At 65.1% G+C, this 18,125-nt stretch carries 14 protein-coding genes and 1 pseudogene; 11 read left to right on the plus strand and 4 right to left on the minus strand.

Going from position 1 to position 18,125, the window contains the following annotated elements:
- Window positions 1–6: 6 nt before the first annotated feature.
- The 5 genes from ACP7EG_RS25565 to ACP7EG_RS25585 all read left to right on the plus strand — a co-directional run bounded on the left by ACP7EG_RS25565 (window position 7) and on the right by ACP7EG_RS25585 (window position 7,794).
- Window positions 7–1,959: an XrtA/PEP-CTERM system amidotransferase gene (locus tag ACP7EG_RS25565; protein WP_426089923.1), complete on the plus strand. Its 1,953-nt coding sequence runs from the start codon at window positions 7–9 to the stop codon at window positions 1,957–1,959.
- Window positions 1,960–1,963: 4 nt separating this feature from the next.
- The gene (locus ACP7EG_RS25570; protein ID WP_426089924.1) at window positions 1,964–3,193 is read left to right on the plus strand and encodes a TIGR04063 family PEP-CTERM/XrtA system glycosyltransferase; all 1,230 of its coding nucleotides are present in this window, start codon (window positions 1,964–1,966) and stop codon (window positions 3,191–3,193) included.
- Complete coding sequence (locus ACP7EG_RS25575; protein WP_426089925.1) at window positions 3,190–5,625, plus strand: glycosyltransferase; 2,436 nt, start codon at window positions 3,190–3,192, stop codon at window positions 5,623–5,625. Before ACP7EG_RS25570 ends, ACP7EG_RS25575 begins: the two co-directional genes overlap by 4 nt.
- A gap of 335 nt (window positions 5,626–5,960) precedes the next feature.
- Entirely contained in the window at window positions 5,961–6,995 is a 1,035-nt protein-coding gene (locus ACP7EG_RS25580) for a zinc-dependent alcohol dehydrogenase (RefSeq protein ID WP_426089983.1), read from the plus strand.
- Between the two features lie 94 nt (window positions 6,996–7,089).
- A complete protein-coding gene (locus ACP7EG_RS25585; protein ID WP_426089926.1) occupies window positions 7,090–7,794 on the plus strand; it encodes a hypothetical protein in 705 nt (234 codons plus the stop codon).
- An 88-nt stretch (window positions 7,795–7,882) separates the two neighbouring features.
- Here the strand turns inward: ACP7EG_RS25585 and ACP7EG_RS25590 are convergent, their stop codons facing one another.
- Entirely contained in the window at window positions 7,883–8,170 is a 288-nt protein-coding gene (locus ACP7EG_RS25590) for a YciI family protein (RefSeq protein ID WP_426089927.1), read from the minus strand.
- Window positions 8,171–8,427: 257 nt separating this feature from the next.
- On the opposite strand from ACP7EG_RS25590, the gene ACP7EG_RS25595 reads away from it, so the two are divergent.
- On the plus strand, window positions 8,428–10,377 hold the full coding sequence (locus ACP7EG_RS25595; protein ID WP_426089928.1) for an FTR1 family protein: 1,950 nt from the start codon (window positions 8,428–8,430) through the stop codon (window positions 10,375–10,377).
- Window positions 10,378–10,473: 96 nt separating this feature from the next.
- Here ACP7EG_RS25595 and ACP7EG_RS25600 read toward each other — a convergent pair whose 3' ends face one another.
- On the minus strand, window positions 10,474–12,336 hold the full coding sequence (locus tag ACP7EG_RS25600) for an amidohydrolase (protein WP_426089929.1): 1,863 nt from the start codon (window positions 12,334–12,336) through the stop codon (window positions 10,474–10,476).
- Window positions 12,337–12,902: 566 nt separating this feature from the next.
- Here ACP7EG_RS25600 and ACP7EG_RS25605 point away from each other — a divergent pair.
- On the plus strand, window positions 12,903–13,307 hold the full coding sequence (locus ACP7EG_RS25605; RefSeq protein WP_426089930.1) for a ribonuclease domain-containing protein: 405 nt from the start codon (window positions 12,903–12,905) through the stop codon (window positions 13,305–13,307).
- A gap of 44 nt (window positions 13,308–13,351) precedes the next feature.
- On the opposite strand, the pseudogene ACP7EG_RS25610 reads toward ACP7EG_RS25605, so the two are convergent.
- Window positions 13,352–13,642 (minus strand): annotated as a pseudogene (locus ACP7EG_RS25610) (transposase); the annotation flags it as partial.
- A gap of 126 nt (window positions 13,643–13,768) precedes the next feature.
- Complete coding sequence (locus ACP7EG_RS25615; RefSeq protein WP_426089931.1) at window positions 13,769–14,140, minus strand: gamma-glutamylcyclotransferase family protein; 372 nt, start codon at window positions 14,138–14,140, stop codon at window positions 13,769–13,771.
- Window positions 14,141–14,241: 101 nt separating this feature from the next.
- Between ACP7EG_RS25615 and ACP7EG_RS25620 the strand changes: the two genes are divergently transcribed.
- The 4 genes from ACP7EG_RS25620 (at window position 14,242) to ACP7EG_RS25635 (ending at window position 18,103) form a co-directional block, all read left to right on the plus strand.
- Window positions 14,242–14,862 carry a TetR/AcrR family transcriptional regulator gene (locus tag ACP7EG_RS25620; RefSeq protein WP_426089932.1) on the plus strand — a complete coding sequence of 207 codons (621 nt, stop codon included), beginning with the start codon at window positions 14,242–14,244 and terminating at the stop codon, window positions 14,860–14,862.
- 96 nt (window positions 14,863–14,958) lie between these two features.
- Window positions 14,959–15,768, plus strand: coding sequence for an oxidoreductase (locus ACP7EG_RS25625; RefSeq protein WP_426089933.1), 810 nt, complete (start codon window positions 14,959–14,961; stop codon window positions 15,766–15,768).
- 36 nt (window positions 15,769–15,804) lie between these two features.
- Window positions 15,805–16,812 (plus strand): NADP-dependent oxidoreductase, encoded by a 1,008-nt coding sequence (locus ACP7EG_RS25630; protein WP_426089934.1) that lies wholly within the window; start codon window positions 15,805–15,807, stop codon window positions 16,810–16,812.
- A gap of 184 nt (window positions 16,813–16,996) precedes the next feature.
- Window positions 16,997–18,103 (plus strand): ABC transporter substrate-binding protein, encoded by a 1,107-nt coding sequence (locus tag ACP7EG_RS25635; RefSeq protein ID WP_426089935.1) that lies wholly within the window; start codon window positions 16,997–16,999, stop codon window positions 18,101–18,103.
- The last annotated feature ends 22 nt before the right edge of the window (window positions 18,104–18,125 follow it).

Genomic DNA, 18,125 nt, shown 5'->3' on the forward strand with positions numbered 1-18,125 from the left:
CCTCCCATGTGCGGCATCAGCGGCATCTTTGATTTGCAGGGCCAGCGCGACATCGACGTGCTGCTGCTGGCGCGCATGAACAACAGCCTGCGCCATCGGGGACCGGACGAAGGGGGACTGCACCGCGAGCCGGGACTGGGCCTGGCGCACCGGCGCCTGTCCGTGATCGACCTGGCCAGCGGCCAGCAGCCGCTGTTCAACGCCGACCGCAGCATCGCCATCGTCTTCAATGGCGAAATCTACAATTACCGCAGCCTGATGGCCGAACTGCGCCAGTTCGGCCATCGCTTCCGCACCAGCAGCGACACGGAAGTCATCGTCCACGCCTGGGAACAGTGGGGAGAACAATGCGTGCAGCGCCTGCGCGGCATGTTCGCCTTCGCCCTGTGGGACCGCCGGCGCCACCTGCTGTTCCTGGCGCGCGACCGCCTGGGCGTGAAACCCCTGTACTACGGCGAGGCGCAGGATGGCACCCTGCTGTTCGGCTCCGAACTCAAAGCCCTGCTCGCGCATCCGGCCATGCCGCGCGTGCTCGACCCGCTGGCCGTGGAAGAGTATTTCGCCTACGGCTACGTGCCCGAGCCGCGCAGCATCTTCCAGCACGCGCGCAAGCTGCCGCCCGGGCATACCTTGTCGATTCGCGCCGGCCAGCCGCTGCCCGCGCCGCAAGCGTACTGGGATATTCCATTCACGCCGAATCCGCCCGCCAGCGAAGCGCAGGCGGCCGACGAACTGCTGGCGCGCCTGCGCGAAGCGGTGCGCATCCGCATGGTGGCCGAAGTGCCGCTGGGCGCCTTTTTGTCGGGCGGCGTCGACTCCAGCGCCGTCGTGGCGCTGATGGCCGGCGCCAGCGCCACGCCCGTCAATACCTGCTCCATCTCGTTCGGCGACCCCGCGTACAACGAAGCGCGCTACGCCGACCTGGTGGCGCGCCGCTACGCCACGGCGCACCACGCGCGCCAGGTGGAGCAGGACGACTTCGAGCTGATCGACCTGCTGGCGAACCTGTACGACGAACCGTTCGCCGACAGTTCCGCCATTCCCACGTACAGAGTCTGCCAGCTGGCGCGCCAGCGCGTCACAGTGGCCCTGTCGGGCGACGGCGGCGATGAAAGCCTGGCCGGCTACCGGCGCTACCGCCTGCACACGCGCGAAGAAAGAGTGCGCAAGGCGATGGACCCGTTGCTGCCGGCCGGCCTGCGCCAGTCGCTGTTCGGCACCCTGGGGCGGCTGTACCCGAAGGCCGACTGGGCGCCCCGCTTCCTGCGCGCCAAGACCACCTTCGAAGGCCTGGCGCGCGACACGACGGATGCATATTTTCACGGCGTCAGCCTGCTGGGCGACGCCATGCGCGCGCGCCTGTTCAGCCCCGAACTGCGGCGCAGCCTGCAAGGCTACCGCGCCGTCGAAGTGCTGCGCCGCCACGCGCTGGCCAGCCCCGCGCAAGATCCGCTGTCGCAGGTGCAGTACCTGGACCTGAAAACCTATCTGCCCGGCGACATCCTGACCAAGATGGACCGGGCCAGCATGGCGCATGCGCTGGAAGTGCGCTCGCCGCTGCTCGACCATGAACTGGTGGCGTGGATGTCCGGCCTGCCACCGCAATTCAAGCTGCGGCGTGGCGAAGGCAAATACCTGCTGAAAAAAGCCCTGCGTCCGCTGCTGCCCGACACCCTGCTGTACCGCCAGAAGATGGGCTTTTCGGTGCCGCTGGCCGACTGGCTGCGCGGCCCGCTGCGCCAGCGCCTGCGACAGCGCCTGCTGGGCCCCACCCTGGCGCAATGCGGCCTGTTCGACATGGACTACGTGCGCCTGCTGCTCGATCAGCACGCGAGCGGCCGGCGCGACTACAGCGCGCCCCTGTGGGCGCTGCTGATGTTCGAGGCCTTTTTGCGCCAGGTGCTGCCCGTCGACGGCCGCCAGGCGCCGGTGCCCGCACCAGCCATGGCAATGGAGTAAATCCATGCGCATCCTGCACATCCTCGACCACTCGCTGCCCCTGCACAGCGGCTACACGTTTCGCACCCTGGCCATCCTGCGGCAGCAGCGCGCGCTGGGCTGGTTCACCATGCAGCTCACCAGTGCCAAGCAGGGGCCGTCCGACAGCGCGCAGCAGCTGGTCGACGGCTGGCATTTCTACCGCACGGCGCCGAATGCGCGCTGGTGGGGGCGCCTGCCCGTGCTGCGGCAAGTGGCCGTCATCATCGGCCTGGCCGTGCGCCTGCGCCAGCTGGCGCGGCAAGCCAGGCCGGACATCCTGCATGCGCATTCGCCCGCCCTGAACGCCATCGCTGCCCTCAACGCGGGCCGCGCGCTGGGCATCCCCGTCGTATATGAAGTGCGCGCCTTCTGGGAAGACGCGGCCGCCGACCATGGCAGCAGCCGGCCCGGCGGCCTGCGCTACCGGCTCACGCGGGCGCTGGAAACCTATGCGCTGCGCCGCGCCGACGCCGTCACCACCATCTGCGACGGTTTGCGGCGCGAGCTGTGCGCGCGCGGCGTGCCCGCGCATAAAATCACCGTCATTCCGAACGCCGTCGATGCGCTCGCCTTCAGCACCACCGCGCCCGAAGACCACTGGCTGGCGCATAAACTGGGCCTGCATGGCCACCTGGTTATCGGCTTCATCGGCTCGTTCTATGCCTACGAAGGTCTGGCCCTGCTGCTGCGCGCCATGCCGCGCCTGCTGGCGGCGCAGCCGGCATTGCGGCTGCTGCTGGCCGGCGGCGGGCCGCAGGAAGCGGCGCTGCGCGCGCTGGCGGCGCAGCTGGGCCTGGAGCACGCCGTGGTCTTCGCGGGCAGAGTGCCGCATGCGCAGGTGCCCGCGTATTATCAGTTGGTCGACATCTGCGTGTATCCGCGCCTGCCGATGCGTCTGACGGAACTGGTGACGCCCCTGAAACCGTTAGAGGCGATGGCGCAGGGCCGCCTTGTGGTGGCGTCCGACGTGGGCGGCCACCGCGAACTGGTCGAACATGGCAAGACGGGCATGCTGTTTCGCGCCGGCGATGCCGAAGCGCTGGCGCAGGCGGTATTGCACCTGCTGCTGGCGCCCGCCAGCTGGCCGGCGCTGCGGCGCCAGGCGCGCACCTTCGTCGAGACGGAGCGCAGCTGGAGCGCCAGCGTGGGCCGCTATGCGCCCGTGTATGCGCGCCTGGCCGCGGCGCGCAGGGTGGCGGGAGTGGCGCCATGATCTTCTCGGGCTTGCGCATCGCCCTGGTCGGCCCGCTGCCGCCGCCGGCCGGCGGCATGGCGAACCAGACGGCGCAACTGGCGCGCAAGCTGCGCGAGGACGGCGCGCAAGTGCAGCTGCTGGCCGTCAACGGCCCCGTGCTGCCGCCCTGGCTGGCGCGCATCCGCTACCTGCGCGCTGCGCTGCGCCTGCCCGTGCACTTGTGGCGCCTGTGGCGTACGGCCAATACGGTGGACCTGTTCCACATCATGGCCAATTCTGGCTGGTCCTGGCATCTGCACGCGGCGCCGGCATTGTGGATCGCCAGCCTGAAAGGCAAACCGGCCCTGCTCAACTACCGGGGCGGCGAAGCGGCCGCCTTTTTCGCCCGTTCGCCGCGCCTGGTGGCATTCAGCCTGCGGCGCGCCAGCGCCATCGTCGTGCCCTCGGCCTACCTGGCCGGCATTTTCGAGCAATATGGCCATACGGCCCACATCGTGCCGAACGTGGTGGACTTGCAGCGTTTTACAAGGGCTGCGCCGCGTGCGCCACGCGATGCTGGCCCGTGCATCCTCGTGGCGCGCCACCTGGAACCGCTGTACGACAATACCAGCGCCGTGCGCGCCTTTGCCCTCGTGCGGCTGGCCTTTCCAACGGCGCGCCTGGTGCTGGCCGGTGGCGGACAGCAGCGCGCGGCGCTGGCACGCCTGGCCAGGTCGCTCGGCGTTCTTGCCTCCGTGCGCTTCGCCGGCCCCGTCGACAATGCCGCCATGCCGGCCCTGTACCAGGCCAGCGACATCGTCCTCAACCCGAGCCTGGCCGACAACATGCCCATTTCCGTGCTCGAAGCGCTGGCCTGCGGCGTGCCCGTCGTCAGCACCAACGTGGGCGGCATCCCCGCCCTGCTGCAAGATGGCGTGACGGCGCTGCTGGTACCGCCCGGCGATCCGGCCGCCATGGCGCAGGCCATCCTGGCGCTGCTGCGCGACCCGAGCCGCGCGCAAACGCTGGCAGACGCGGGCCTGGCGCACGCCGCCACTTTCGGCTGGTCCGGCATCGCGCCCGGCCTGGCCGCGCATTACCGCCGCATCCGCGCCGCGCCGCGCCCCGGCGCCTACACGCGCTGTGTGGCCCGCTGGCTGTTTCCCCTGCATGAATGGCTCAAGGGCCACCACAGCGTACGCCTGCTGCGCCGCCTGGAACGCTCGCAGTGGTGGAGCGCCCAGCAACTGAAAGAGTGGCAGCTGGCGCGCCTGCGCGCGCTGCTGCGCCACGCGAGCGCGCACGTGCCCTACTACCGCGCGCTGTTTTCCAGCTGCGGCTTCGACCCGGAACAGGTGCGGCAACTGGCCGATTTAGCGCGCCTGCCGCTGCTGCGCAAGGCTGATATCGCTGGCGCGCGCGACAGCTTCAAGTCCGCCCGCGCCGTGGGCTTGCGCCCGTTCGCCACGGGCGGCTCCAGCGGCGAGCCGCTGCAGTTTTTCCTCGGACGGCGCAGGATCAGCCACGACATCGCCGCCAAGTGGCGCGCCACGCGCTGGTGGGGCGTCGATATCGGCGATCGCGAAGCCGTGTTGTGGGGCTCGCCCATCGAGCTGCAGGCGCAAGACCGCCTGCGCCGCCTGCGCGATGCGCTGCTGCGCACCACCCTGCTGCCCGCGTTTGCCATGTCGCCCGCGCGCCTCGATGGCTACGTGCAGCAATTGCGCCGCTGGCGTCCACGCATGCTGTTCGGCTACCCGTCGGCCCTGTGCCGCATCGCCAACCACGCCGGCGCGCGCGACCTGCCGCTCGACGGCCTGGGCGTCAAAGTGGCGTTCGTCACGGCCGAGCGCCTGTACGACGAGCAGCGCGCGCAGATCGCCGCCGCCTTCGGCTGCCCCGTGGCCAATGGCTACGGCGGGCGCGACGCGGGTTTCATCGCCCACGAATGCCCGGAAGGCGGCATGCACATCACGGCCGAAGACATCATCGTGGAAATCCTGGATGGCAATGGCCAGCCGCTGCCGCCAGGGGCCACGGGCGAAATCGTCGTCACCCACCTGGCCACGCGGGACTATCCGTTCATCCGCTACGCCACGGGCGACGTGGGCGCGCTGGGCACGCAGCCTTGCGCCTGCGGACGCGGTTTGCCCCTGCTGCAAAAGATCGAAGGGCGCAGCACGGATTTCCTCACGGCCGTCGATGGCACCGTCATGCACGGCCTGGCCCTCGTCTACATCGTGCGCGAACTGCCGCAAGTGCGCAGTTTTAAAATCATCCAGGAAAGCCTGCTGCGCACGCGCGTGCTGCTGGTCTGCGTGGCGCGCCTGGATGACGCCACGCGCAGCGCCATCGTCACCGGATTCCAGGCCAGGCTGGGCGCGCAAGTAGACATCGCCATCGAGGAAGTCGACGAGATCGCGGCCGAGGCGTCGGGCAAGTACCGCTATGTGGTGAGCGAGGTGGCGTAGGCGGGCAGCCTGTAGCTCGATGACATGGCAGATGTCCATGCTCGTCCATGTATCTTGCCATAGTATCTTGCCATATTATCTTGCCATATCGCCTGCGAAGCCATCTCCGAATGCATGCACGCTACGGATCGGGATATCAACACCGGTCTGGCTGGCGATTTTCGCACGCACGTCACCGCTCTTGAAGTATTAGGCACCGTGCGCTCACACATTGATGTAGATCAATCAATTTTCGAATCGCATGCAGCAGAATATGATCATTCGCAAGTGTCTGTTGACCAGCCCATGGCAGGGCGCGTGACTGACGCCACTCCAACTTCATAAGGAATAACATGATCCCCACTACCATGAAAGCCGCCGTTGTCGAACAACTGGGCCAGCCCCTGGTGCTGCGCGACGTCCCCGTGCCGGTGCCCGGTCCCGGCCAGATCCTCGTCAAGACGGAAGCTTGCGGCGTGTGCCACACGGACTTGCATGCGGCGCGCGGCGACTGGCCCGTCAAGCCTACACCGCCGTTCATTCCCGGCCACGAAGGCATCGGCCTGGTGGTCGCCATGGGCACGGGCGTGACCGAAGTGCAGCTGGGCGACCGGGTCGGCGTGCCCTGGCTCTACTCGGCTTGCGGTCATTGCGAACATTGCCTGGCAGCCTGGGAAACCGTGTGCGCCGAGGCGCAGTTTGGCGGCTACACCAAAAATGGCGGCTTTGCCGAGTACATCCTGGCCGACCCGCGCTACGTCGCGCATATTCCGACGGGTCTTTCCGCCGTGCAGGCAGCACCCATCATCTGCGCCGGCGTGACCAGCTACAAGGGCATCAAGGAAACGGGGGCGCGGCCGGGCCAGTGGCTGGCAGTGTCCGGCATCGGCGGCCTGGGCCACCTGGCCATCGAATATGCGGTGGCCATGGGCTTGCGCGTGGCGGCCGTCGACATCGATGAAGGCAAGCTGGAACACGCGCGTGCCCTCGGTGCCGAAGTGACCATCAACGCGCGCCAGGGCGACCCCGTGGCGGCACTGCGTGAAGCGACAGGTGGCGGTGCGCACGGCGTGCTGATCACGGCGCCTTCGATCGATGCCTTTCAACAAGGCGTGGCGATGACGCGCAAGCGCGGCACCTGCGTGCTGGTGGGCTTGCCGCCGGGCGACTTCCCGACGCCGCTGTTCGACGTCGTCGCCAATTGCGTGACGATACGCGGTTCTTTTGTGGGCACGCGCCAGGACATGGCCGAGGCGCTTGCCTTTGCCGCGACCGGCAAGGTCAAGGCCGGGATCGAATTGCAGCCGCTGTCGGCCATCAATGAGATCTTCAGCCGCCTCGAGCATGGCAAGGTGGCCTCGCGCGTGGTGCTCGATTTCAGCGGCAATTGAGTTACGGCTGAGCAGAGCGCCAACTGCGCCGGTGTGTCGTGCGACGGCAATTCCATTTTTGTTGCCATAATTGCATACCATAAAGGACACACCGATGAAAATTTCTCTTGCTTGCTTGCTGGCATGCGCCGCCCTCGCCTGCTCCGCTCCCGCCAGCGCGGCCGAGCCGGCTGGGTCCGCCTTGCCCGGGCACTATTACCTGCAAGGCGTCATGGAAACGGGCTCCGAACTGCTGCTGAAAAAGGATGGCACGTTCGAATGGATGCTCAGTTATGGCAATACCGACGAGCAAGCCAGCGGCGAGTGGCGCGTTGCCGGCGACACGGTGACCCTGGTGGCGGGCAACGGCGGCAAGGAGCCGCAGTTTCGCGTGTTTGAGGAAACGGAAATGCGCATCCAGAAACCCGCCGAGGCGGGCGTGTGGGTGGCCATCGTCGGCTTTCCCCAAGTGGGGCCGATGCCCGGCGTGGAGGTAAAATTCGAAGCGCAAAGCGGCAAGTCGGCCACGGCCGTCAGCGTGGCGAACGGCGACGCCATCGTGCGCATGCCGGCGTCGGAGCGCTGGGTGCGCGCCGGCTTGCGCCGCCAGGGCTCGAAAGCCGACTATCAATGGCTGGCCGTGCCGCCCGAGCGAGCGCAGCAACGCCTCGCCGCCTTCGCCGTCACCGACCCGCAATGGCTGAGAGGCCAGGCATTCCAGAAGCTGGCCTTGCGCGTCGTCAAGGGCGGCCTGCAAGTGGACGATGCGGACAGCAGCCTGGCCAGGGGCCTGTACGCGAAGCAGGCGTCCGGGCAGTAGCCCTGGTTCCCCCGTTCCTTTCTACAGCCTCTCCGCACTTGGTCAGCATATCGACCAAGACACGCTGCAGACTCAATTTTGATGTCGCTCAGCCAAGAATGGCCTCGACACCAACACCAAACTTGTTCGGATTAAATTGAATAACTTGATAAGTTGCGATCTGCTCCCGATAGAAGGGATCCTCTGCAAGCACGCCATCCAACTCCTCACGGCTCAGGCTTTTCACGAGGATGACACCTCCTGTTCGCGGCATCTGGGCACCGGAAGCTAAAAAACGACCCGCAGCATAGTGGCGATCCAGAAAACTCCGATGCTCCTCAAGGTGAGCCTCGATAGCTGCCAGCGGTTGAACGTAATGCAAAAGGACAATGAACATAAGGCTCCAATATTCTCAAAACTCATTGATATGATAAGCAATCAAGAATGACATCTCAAGAGCTATTGTCGAGAGCCCTGACTTCGCGTGTTGCACTAGATGAGCAGGCCACCTGTCGAAAACCCTCGTTCTCAAGAAGAACGAGACTGCATGCTGAGATACTCCGCTATTTGCGCTCGCGCATGCCTGTGCGCCGTTGACACCCTGCACCGTCTGTCCTATAGTCGCCGGGTTAACGACAAATGAGAATGAGAATCATGTTCAGTTCTATCAAGAAATGGCTCGTCTGCTATCCGCTCGTCGCTGCCAGCCTCAGCCTGTTACTGGCCGGTGGCGCGCAGGCGCAAGTAGCCGATCCTGGCGCCGGCGCCAAGCAATTGTGGCAATTGATTGATTATGTGGCCGTCGATTACAGCGGCGCCGTCGAGCACGGCAAGGTGGTCAGCGAAGCGGAATACGCGGAAATGCTCGATTTTACCGACAACGCGACGACGCAGATCGCCGCCCTGCCCGCCCACGCTTCGCAGGCAGCCATCGCCGCCGCCATCGCCGACCTGCGCAAAGCCGTCGTGGCCAAGGCCGACGGCGTGGAAGTCAAGCGCCTGGCACACCACGCGAACGGCTTGCTGATCGCCGCGTATCCGATTCCCGTGGCGCCGAAAGTGCTGCCCAACCTGATGCGCGGCGCGGCCCTGTATGCGGCCCAGTGCGCTTCTTGCCACGGCGTGGCCGGTGGTGGCGACGGTCCGCTGGCGGCCAGTTTGGAACCGAAACCGATCGCCTTCACGGATGGCGAACGGGCACAGTCGCGCAGCCTGATGGCGCTGTACCAGGTCATTTCGCAAGGCGTGGCGGGCACTTCGATGGCCAGTTTCGGCCAGCTGTCCGAAAACGAGCGCTGGGACCTGGCCTTTTTTGTCGGCGGCATGTCGCACGATGCGGCGGCGCGCGCGCACGGCGAAAAGCTGTGGCAGGACGATCCACGGGCCAAGACACTGTACGCGGACCTGGCCGCCGTGACGACCTTGACGCAGGAAGCGGCGGCCGCCAAGCTGGGCGCAGACGAGGCGCAAGCCTTGACGGCGTACTTGCGCAGCGCCCCTGGCAAGGCCGAGGCGCACAAGCCTGCCGGCCTGGCCCTGTCGCGCCTGCGCCTGGAAGAAAGCCTGGCCGCCGTGCGCGTGGGCGACCGCGCGGCCGCCACGCGCCTGGGCCTGTCGGCCTACCTGGACGGTTTCGAGCCGATCGAGCCGATGGTCGGCGCGCGCAACAAATCCCTGCTGCTGGCCGTGGAAAACGCCATGCTGGCCTACCGTTCCGCCGTTGCCAAGGGCACGGTAGCCGACGCCGAAGCGGCGGGCGACAAGCTACAGCAACTATTTACCCACGTGGAAGCGGAACTGGGCGACGCCAAGGCCGAGCCGATGACGACCTTTATCGGCGCCCTGACGATCTTGCTGCGCGAAGGCGTGGAAGCGCTGCTGATCGTGATCGGCATCATCGCCTTCCTGCGCAAGGCCAAGCGCAACGATGTCATGCCCTACGTGCATGGCGGCTGGATCAGCGCGCTGGTGGCGGGCGGCCTGACATGGGTGGCGGCAACGTATTTGGTGACCATCAGCGGCGCCAGCCGGGAAGTGAGCGAAGGGCTCGGTTCCGTGTTCGCGGCCCTGGTCCTGCTCAGCGTGGGCTTGTGGATGCACCAGAAGAGCAGCGCCGGGCGCTGGCAGGAATATCTGCACGAGAAACTCACGGCGGCCATGACGCGCCGCTCCGCCTGGGGCCTGTTCGCCCTGGCCTTCATCGCCGTCTACCGCGAAGTGTTTGAAACCGTGCTGTTCTATTCCGCCCTGGCGGCGGACGGTAATGGCGGCGCCCTGCTGGGCGGCTTCCTGGTGGCCATCGTGCTGCTGGTCGTGATCGCCTGGGCCTTGCTGCGCACCAGTGCCCGCATGCCGATTGGCAAGTTCTTCTCGTGGACGTCCGCCTTCGTGGCCGTGCTGGCCGTGATTTTGATGGGCAAAGGCGTGGCCGCGCTGCAGGAAGCGGGCTGGGTCGGCGTCAGCCCCGTCGATTTCATGCGTGTCGACCTGCTGGGCATCCTGCCGACGGCGGAAACCCTGCTGGCGCAGGCCGCCATCCTGGCCATCATCGTCGCCGGCTATGGCTGGAACCGTTACTCGGCAGGCAAGCACAAGCCCGCTTGAGCTTGAAGTGCCATCCTTGAAACGCGCCAGCACGGGCGTTTCCGCCAGCCCCCGGTAGCAGCAGAAAGCTATCGGGGGCTGTTGCATTGCGGCGGCTCAGCGCGCCATGTCGCCTGGCGACTTGCTGTGGCTGTGCACTTTAACCCCCGCCAGCCAGGTCTCCTCCACCACGATGTCGCGCAGCTTGCGCACGCTCTCGTCCAGCGGGTCTTGCGCAAGAATCACCAGGTCGGCCCGTTTGCCAGCTTCCAGCGAGCCGACCAGGTGGTCGAGGTGGCAATGCCAGGCGGCATCGAGCGTGACGGCACGCAAGGCCGCCATGCGGCTCAGGCACTCGTCCTGGTTCAGCACTTCATTGTCTGGCGCACCCTCCATGCTGCGAAATACCGCCTGTTCCATCATGCGCAAGGCGCCCAGTGGCGAGACGAAATGGTCCGAGTGCAAGCTGACGTGCATCCCCGCTTGCAGTGCCGACTGGCAGCGGTCCAGCAACTGTGCCCGCTCCTGGCCAAAAATGGTGCGCTGGAACGTGTGCCCCCAATAGCCGACGTGGCCGATGAGGAAACTGGGGTTCAATTGCAGTGCCGCCATGTTAGCGATGGCATCGTCATTCAGCAGCGATGCGTGCTCGACCCGCAGGCGCAGCTGACGCCGCTTGAGCGCCTCCTCTTCGCTGAGTATGCCTGGCCGTGGCGTAAGTACTCGCGCGTAGCTCTCCAGCACATATTCCACCGCCTTGTCGCCGTTGGCGTGCACCAGCACCGGCCAGCCCTGCCCCACCGCCTTGTCCAGCATGCGGGTGAACACGGACGTGTCCTGGTAATTGTTCAAGCCGGTGTCCGGCACATCAGGGACGGCGTGTTCATGCGAACAGGCATAGGGCTCGCTCTGGTAGCCCGTCAAGCCCTGGTTGGAGCCATCCGCGATCAGCTTGATCGCCCTGATGCTGAAACGCTGGTCGCCGTGGCTGTCCAGGTCCGGCGTGTAGCGCTGCAGCCACTTGTCCAGCGCCGGTTCTTCGGGTTTGGTGAACAGTGCCGCGCCGATGCGCACGGGTCCCAGGTGCGCCGCCAGTTTGAGCAAGCCGATTTCCAGCTGCGGCTGCTCGGTGGCGCCGAGACCGGCGTCGAATACGCTGGTAAAGCCCATGGCGGAGGCATGCTCCAGCACCTGCTTCAGGCAGGCGACAAATTCCGGCAGCCTGGGCTGCGGCGCGACCTTCAGCGCCTCGGCGATACTGATCTCGGTGAGCACGCCGGAAGGCGTGTCCTCGAGCTTGGCCGCCTGCAGCGCAGCGGTATTGAGATAGGCAAGGTGGCCGGAAGAGTTCATCAGCAGGATAGGCACCGTGCTGCTCAGCGGGTCCAGCCGGCTGGCGGTGATGTCTTCCCAAGGCTGCATCAGCGAGGGATCGACGCCGAAGCCCAGCACCCAAGGGTTGCCTTGTTTGTCTTTCGGCAGCTTGTCCGGCTGCGCCAGCGCGGTGCGAATCTGTTGGCTGATGCTTTGGAAACTGTATTCCAGATTCAACTCCTGTTGCCGGGGTGCCTGCTGGAAGGGCGTGAGCGGCAGCCAGCTCTTGTACAGCGCACTGGGCAGGACGTGCATATGGGGTTCGACGAAGCCGGGCAGCAAGGTGCGGCCATGCAGGTCCGTCTCATCCGGCTGGTGCGCTTGCATGGCCTGGCGCACCTCGTGCAGCGTGCCCGTGGCAATGATGCTGCCGCCGGCCATGCCCAGTGCCTCCACCCGCTCGCTGCCACCGGCGGCCAGGGTATGGATGACACCGCTATGGAAGATCACGGCTTGCGGCCCCAGTGTCCGGGCGTGCCGGGCATAGGCTTGTTGAAACGCCGCATCCAGTTCACCGCCAAGCGCGGTTTCCGTCAGCAGGCCGGTAGTCAGCGCAGGCAGATGAGGCAGGTTGCAGCAGGCGCAACCGAGATGGTCATGGCTCATGCAGATTCCTATCAGAAGTTAATGATTGACGATGAATACATTCATCATTCAGGGTTTGATATGCTCAACAACAAAATATCGGGAAAGCGATATGCATAAACTGGCTCGCTTGTTTCCAATAACTGCTACCAAAGTAACCCCCAATAAATTATTGTGATTTCTGACTTCCATACCCGGCGCTCTGCAGCGGGCGCCTTGCATAGCATCCGGTTCTGTTCGTCATAAATTCAAGCTCATTTCCCGAGGATTACTTAGCATAACGAATTGCCAATCAAAAAAACTCTAACATTGTCACGTTAATGTGCATGACTATCTGACTACGCTGAACGCCTTTCTCTGCATTGATTTCCCGCAGCATTTCGCCATCTATTTATTGACCATTTTGTCACTCCCTCCCATTTCTCTGAAGAAGACATAAAACTATTTATCGGAAGGTGACAATTGGATAGTTATATTTTCAAATATTTAACTATATTCAGTATTGCAGAGATTACTCCGGTCGCCCGAACACCGGCCGTATCAAAAGAAGCCTATCCATTGAACGCACCACCAACGAAAGCTGATTGATGAAAACTCAACGCGCAACAACCTGGTCGCTGGGTCTTATTGTGGCAGGCGCCCTGTTGTCGTCCCATGCCTATGCGGCGAAAATCCCCGACTGCGGCAAAAGGGAACCGAGCAAAACCCTGCCTACCCCGCAAAATAGCGAATATGACGCCTACCGCAACGCAAAGACGAGCGCGGTGGCGGGTGGTCCGGGCAATGTCGTATTCAATAATAATGAAAAGCGCCTCCCCGCCGCCGGCAAGGACGAAGTTTATTATGAATACTATTTGGGTATTGGCGGCGACGGCGGGGCAGGTTCGCATCGTGCGGTACTGCTTGTGCAAACGCCGGCTGGCAAACGCAAGTTGGTGGAACGCTACTATACGCAGGACCACTATACTTCCTTCTGCAGCCTGAAAAACTAGCCGTTCTTTTTGGCTATGTCACCGTCAGATGTGGAAATGCTCCTCCATAGCGATTTGTGGCGGAAGCGTGCCAGCGGCGTGCCCGTCAAGGCATTGAAGGTACGCCCGCACGGCCCGCAGCGGTAGCGTTGCAAGCCGTGCGCATGGCCATGCCGGTGCAGCTGAGGCGAGTGGCAGGCGGGACAGGCCAATCGTGGCTGCGCCACACTTTCCAGCAGCGCGACGGTCGCGTCGTGTGGGGCCTTGCCACGCAGCAGGGCCATTCCAGCCTGCCGCTGGCGTCGGTTCAACTGCGCAAACTGGGCGATAAAGCTGATCCATTCGGCTGCCTGCATGATCTGCTCCCTGTCAGGTGAGTATGCAGAGTCAGACAGCACTGTCAACGGAAGATTCCGGCATTTACCCTACTTACCGGTGACAGAGCCTTCTTTTTCCAATTCAAGCGACGCCGAAACCAGCGGTCACGGCGCCGCATCGCGCGCATCTACGTACGCCCAGGCCTGCATGCCTGACGCCAGGGTGACGCGCTCGCGCCGGTAGGCGGCCACCTCGTAGCCGTCAGCCTGCCGCAATTCATCCGCCGAGACGGCCAGCACGGCGCCCGGCACGCAATCGGTCGGCGTGCCGCTGCACGAGGCGATCGGATGGTGCGTCTTGCCGCTGGTCGCCACCACCTGCGCATCGTCGATGGCCAGCAGTGCCAGGCGGTAGCCGGGCAACTGGTCGGGCCGGCTGTCGAGCAGGCGCCCGAAGGTGGCCAGTTGCACCTCGGGCTGCTGCAAGGTGCCATAGGAAAACAGATGCTCTGTCGCTGCCGCTGGAATAGTGGCCATTTTTCGCTCCTGGTCGATGGTCGATAGAGTGCATCGTAGCGCCGTTCCAGGAAGAGAACAACGCGTCGGCACAGGTTCTGCGCGGTTTTTGAAAATACTATATGATGATCATCATGCAGAACTCATCCAACAACACATCTACCAAGAAACCATCGGCGCAAAGCCGCAAGGAAGCCACCCACGAACGCATCATCGAGGTGGCCACGCGCGCCATCCGCCGCAGCGGCTATGCGGGCACGGGCGTGGCCGACATCATGAAGGAAGCGGGCCTGACGCACGGCGGCTTCTACGCGCACTTCGCCTCGCGCGACGCGCTGCTGGCCGAAGCGGGCGACCGCGCGGGCGCCGAATCGGTGGCGCTGGCGGCCAGGGTGGCGGCTGCCGCCCCGCCGGGCCAGGCGCTGCAGGCCATGCTGGCGGCCTACCTGGCGCCCGCCCACATCGCCGCCATCGAGGTGGGCTGCCCCGTCTCGGCGCTGGGATCGGAAATGCCGCGCCAGGCGCCCGAGGTGCGGCGCGCCGCCACCATCCACATCAAGGAAATGATCGACCTGTTCGCGCGCCAGATGCCCAACTGGGGCCAGCCGGAAGCGCACGCGCAAGCCATGGCGACGGTGTGCGCCATGATCGGCGCCACCATCCTGGCGCGCGCCGTCGACGAGCCGGCCCTGTCGGACGCCCTGTGTGCGGCCACCTTGGCGCAGTTTCAAGACGCAAACTAGCCGCACCGCCCGAGGCCTTGAACCGTCCCGGGTTTTTTTTCAAACAACAATATGACGACCGTCATATTTTATACTGTCAACCACTGAAGGACTGCCATGAAGAACAACAAGATTGCCCTGGTCACCGGCGCCTCGTCCGGCATCGGCGCGGCCACGGCCCAGCGCCTGGCGCAAGCGGGCTACACGGTGTACGGCACCAGCCGCCGCGGTAGCCAGGCGGGCGCACCCGCTTATGCGATGCTGGCCCTCGACGTCACCAGCGATGCGTCTGTCGCTGCCGCCGTGGCCGAGGTGATGCAGCACGAAGGCCGCATCGACCTGCTGGTGAACAACGCCGGTTTCGGCGTGGCCCCGGCGGGCGCCGAGGAAAGCAGCATGGCGCAGGCGCGCGCCATCTTCGACACGAATTTTTATGGCGTGCTGCGCATGACCCTGGCCGTGCTGCCGCACATGCGGGCCCAGGGCGGCGGGCGCATCCTCAATATCGGTTCCGTCGTCGGCTTTTTGCCCATGCCTTATGGCGCGCTGTATTGCGCCACCAAGCACGCCATCGAGGGCTACACTGAATCGCTCGACCATGAAGTGCGCGGCTGGGGCATCCGCGCCAGCGTCATCGAGCCCGCCTATACGAAAACCACGTTCGAAGCCAACCTGCTGGCGCCAGATAGCCCGCTGTCCGCCTACGGGCAAGTGCGCGCGGCCGTCACAAGCCGGCTGCAAACGCTGATGGCCAGCGCCGAAGACCCGGCCATCGTGGCCGACACGGTATTGGCGGCGGCGCAGGCGCGCCAGCCGAAATTGCGCTACACGGCCGGGCCGCTGGCGGCACGCTTGCGCCTGATGCGCCGTTTTCTGCCCGCCGCGCTGCTGGACGCCGGCTTGCGCAAGGACCTGCGCCTGGCTTGAACGCCAGCACTTTTTCCAGCATCCAGAGAGAACATCATGCAAGCATTGCAACTCAAACAATACGGTGGCCTCGATCACGTGGCGTTTGCCGAACTGCCCCGCCCCGCACCCGGCCCCGGCGAACTGCTGGTGCGGGTGCATGCCGTGGGACTCAATCCCATCGACAACCTGATTCCCAAGGGCGACTTCAAGCCGATATTGAAACTGCGCTTGCCGGCCACCCTGGGCAGCGACTTGGCCGGCGTGGTGGTGGAAGTCGGCAGCGCCGTCACGCGTTTCAAGGTGGGCGACGCCGTGTACGCGAGTATTTTCGACACGCCATACGGCAGTCTGGCCGAGTTTGCCGTCGTGCCCGAGCAGGCGGCCGCGCTGAAACCGGCGAACCTCGATTTCGTGCAGGCGGCGTCGATACCCATGGTGGGCTTGACGGCGTGGCAAGCCATGCATGAGCGCATGCAGTTACAGCCTGGCCAGAAAGTGTTCATCCCGGCCGGTTCCGGCGGTATCGGCACGTTTGCCATCCAGCTGGCCAAGCACTTGGGCGCCCGCGTGGGCACCACCACCAGCACGCCGAATGTCGAACTGGTACGCGGCCTGGGCGCCGACGAAGTGGTCGACTACAAGCGGCAGCCCTTCGAGCAGGTGCTGCGCGACTACGACGCCGTGCTGGGCACGCTGCGCGGCGACGGTCTGGAAAAGGCCTTGTGCATCGTCAAGCCCGGCAGCCGCGTCGTCTCGCTGATCGGCCCGCCGGACCTCGCCTTCGCCCGCGCACGCGGCATGCACGTGGTGCTGAAACTGGTGTTCGGTTTGCTCAGCCGCAAGATCATCGGCCTGGCGCGGCGGCGCGGCGCCAGCTATGCCTTCCATTTCGTGCGTCCCGACGGCGGCCAGCTGGCGCAGATCGCCGCTTTGGTCGAAGCGGGAAGCATCCGCCCCGTCATCGACCGGGTGTTTCCTTTTCTTGAGGCGAAACAGGCGCTGGCCTACCTGGCGCAGGGCCGCGCACGGGGCAAGGTGGTGGTGCGGATGCCCGTTTCCTGAGTCGCCTTTGGAACTGTGACTATGTGTGAGTTTTGCGTTGGCAATTTCCTCCATACTCGTTGTCAAGCCCGTACCTGTTGATACCGGTCAACCTCAATAAAGGTAGCTCATGCGCTTTTTTCCGCGCTTTTTTCCGCGCTTTTTCCCGGAATGTTGCTGCTTCGCTATCATCGTCGCGGCCGGCATGGTCCATGCCGCCGAACCCGGCGTGACCGATACGCACATCCGGCTCGGCATGGTCAATGCCCAGACCGGGGCAGCCTCCGGGCTGGGACGGGCCATGCTCGATGGGGCGACGGCCGTTTTCCAGGAAGCAAACCAGCGCGGCGGCATCCACGGCCGCAGCATCGAGCTGGTAGTCGCCGACGATGGCTACGACCCGGACCGGGCCATCAGCGAAACGCTCAGGCTGGTCGAGGAAAAGCAGGTATTCGCCCTGTTCGGCAACGTGGGGACGCCCACCACCAACGCCGTCATACCGATCGTCCAGGAAATGAAGGTGCCGCTGGTGGGCGCGTTTACGGGCGCCATGACCTTGCGCCGCCCCGTGGTGCATGAAATCATCAACTTTCGTGCCAGTTATGACGATGAGTCCGATGCCCTGGTGCAGTATTTCGTCAGCCGGGGCATCAAGCGCTTCGGTGTCCTGTACCAGGACGACGGCTTCGGCAATGCCGTGCTCGACGGCACCGTGCGCGCCCTGCAGCGGCGCGGCATGGAACTCGTCGCCAAGGGCGCCTTCCAGCGCGGCACCACGGCCGTCAAGGCGGGACTGGCGGCCCTGATCGGTCACGACTTGCAAGTGGTCATCATGGCCGGTCCCTACACCCCGGTGGCAGCGTTCGTGCGCGAGGCAAGCCAGGCCAAGCTGAAGGCGGCCCTGGCCACGGTGTCCTTTGTCGGCACGGACAGCCTGCTGCAACTGCTGGGCACGGAAGGCAACAACATCCTGATCTCGCAGGTGGTGCCCCTGCCCGAGGACCGCACGCTGCCCATCGCCGCCGAATGCGCCGACCTGCTGGCCCGGCATGTGCCGGCGGCCAGGCTGTCGTTTGTGAGTTTCGAGGGCTGCATCTCGGCCACGCTGATGGTGGCGGCGCTGCGCCGCACGGGCGCGGACCTCACGCGCGAACGCCTGATCCGGAGTTTCGAAACCTTCGAGCGGCTCGATCTCGGCGGCTTGCAGGTGACGCTGCGACCAGACGACCACCAGGCATCAACGGCCGTTTTCCTGACCCGCATCGCCGATGGCAGGATCGTCCCGGCCGACCCGGCGCCTGGCGCGAAGTGATGCGTGTTCCCCTCTCCTGGAG

This window comes from Janthinobacterium sp. PSPC1-1 (genome assembly GCF_049897625.1).
Taxonomy (GTDB): Bacteria; Pseudomonadota; Gammaproteobacteria; order Burkholderiales; family Burkholderiaceae_D; genus Janthinobacterium; species Janthinobacterium tructae.

Excerpts from the sequence above, each read along its gene's own strand:
- ACP7EG_RS25600 (WP_426089929.1), bottom strand. The coding sequence starts at position 12,336 with ATGAGCCATGACCATCTCGGTTGCGCCTGCTGCAACCTGCCTCATCTG.
- ACP7EG_RS25590 (WP_426089927.1), bottom strand. The coding sequence starts at position 8,170 with ATGTTCATTGTCCTTTTGCATTACGTTCAACCGCTGGCAGCTATCGAG.
- ACP7EG_RS25630 (WP_426089934.1), top strand. The coding sequence starts at position 15,805 with ATGCAAGCATTGCAACTCAAACAATACGGTGGCCTCGATCACGTGGCG.
- ACP7EG_RS25585 (WP_426089926.1), top strand. The coding sequence starts at position 7,090 with ATGAAAATTTCTCTTGCTTGCTTGCTGGCATGCGCCGCCCTCGCCTGC.
- ACP7EG_RS25605 (WP_426089930.1), top strand. The coding sequence starts at position 12,903 with ATGAAAACTCAACGCGCAACAACCTGGTCGCTGGGTCTTATTGTGGCA.
- ACP7EG_RS25570 (WP_426089924.1), top strand. The coding sequence starts at position 1,964 with ATGCGCATCCTGCACATCCTCGACCACTCGCTGCCCCTGCACAGCGGC.
- ACP7EG_RS25635 (WP_426089935.1), top strand. The coding sequence starts at position 16,997 with ATGGTCCATGCCGCCGAACCCGGCGTGACCGATACGCACATCCGGCTC.
- ACP7EG_RS25625 (WP_426089933.1), top strand. The coding sequence starts at position 14,959 with ATGAAGAACAACAAGATTGCCCTGGTCACCGGCGCCTCGTCCGGCATC.
- ACP7EG_RS25565 (WP_426089923.1), top strand. The coding sequence starts at position 7 with ATGTGCGGCATCAGCGGCATCTTTGATTTGCAGGGCCAGCGCGACATC.
- ACP7EG_RS25615 (WP_426089931.1), bottom strand. The coding sequence starts at position 14,140 with ATGGCCACTATTCCAGCGGCAGCGACAGAGCATCTGTTTTCCTATGGC.
- ACP7EG_RS25595 (WP_426089928.1), top strand. The coding sequence starts at position 8,428 with ATGTTCAGTTCTATCAAGAAATGGCTCGTCTGCTATCCGCTCGTCGCT.
- ACP7EG_RS25620 (WP_426089932.1), top strand. The coding sequence starts at position 14,242 with ATGATGATCATCATGCAGAACTCATCCAACAACACATCTACCAAGAAA.
- ACP7EG_RS25575 (WP_426089925.1), top strand. The coding sequence starts at position 3,190 with ATGATCTTCTCGGGCTTGCGCATCGCCCTGGTCGGCCCGCTGCCGCCG.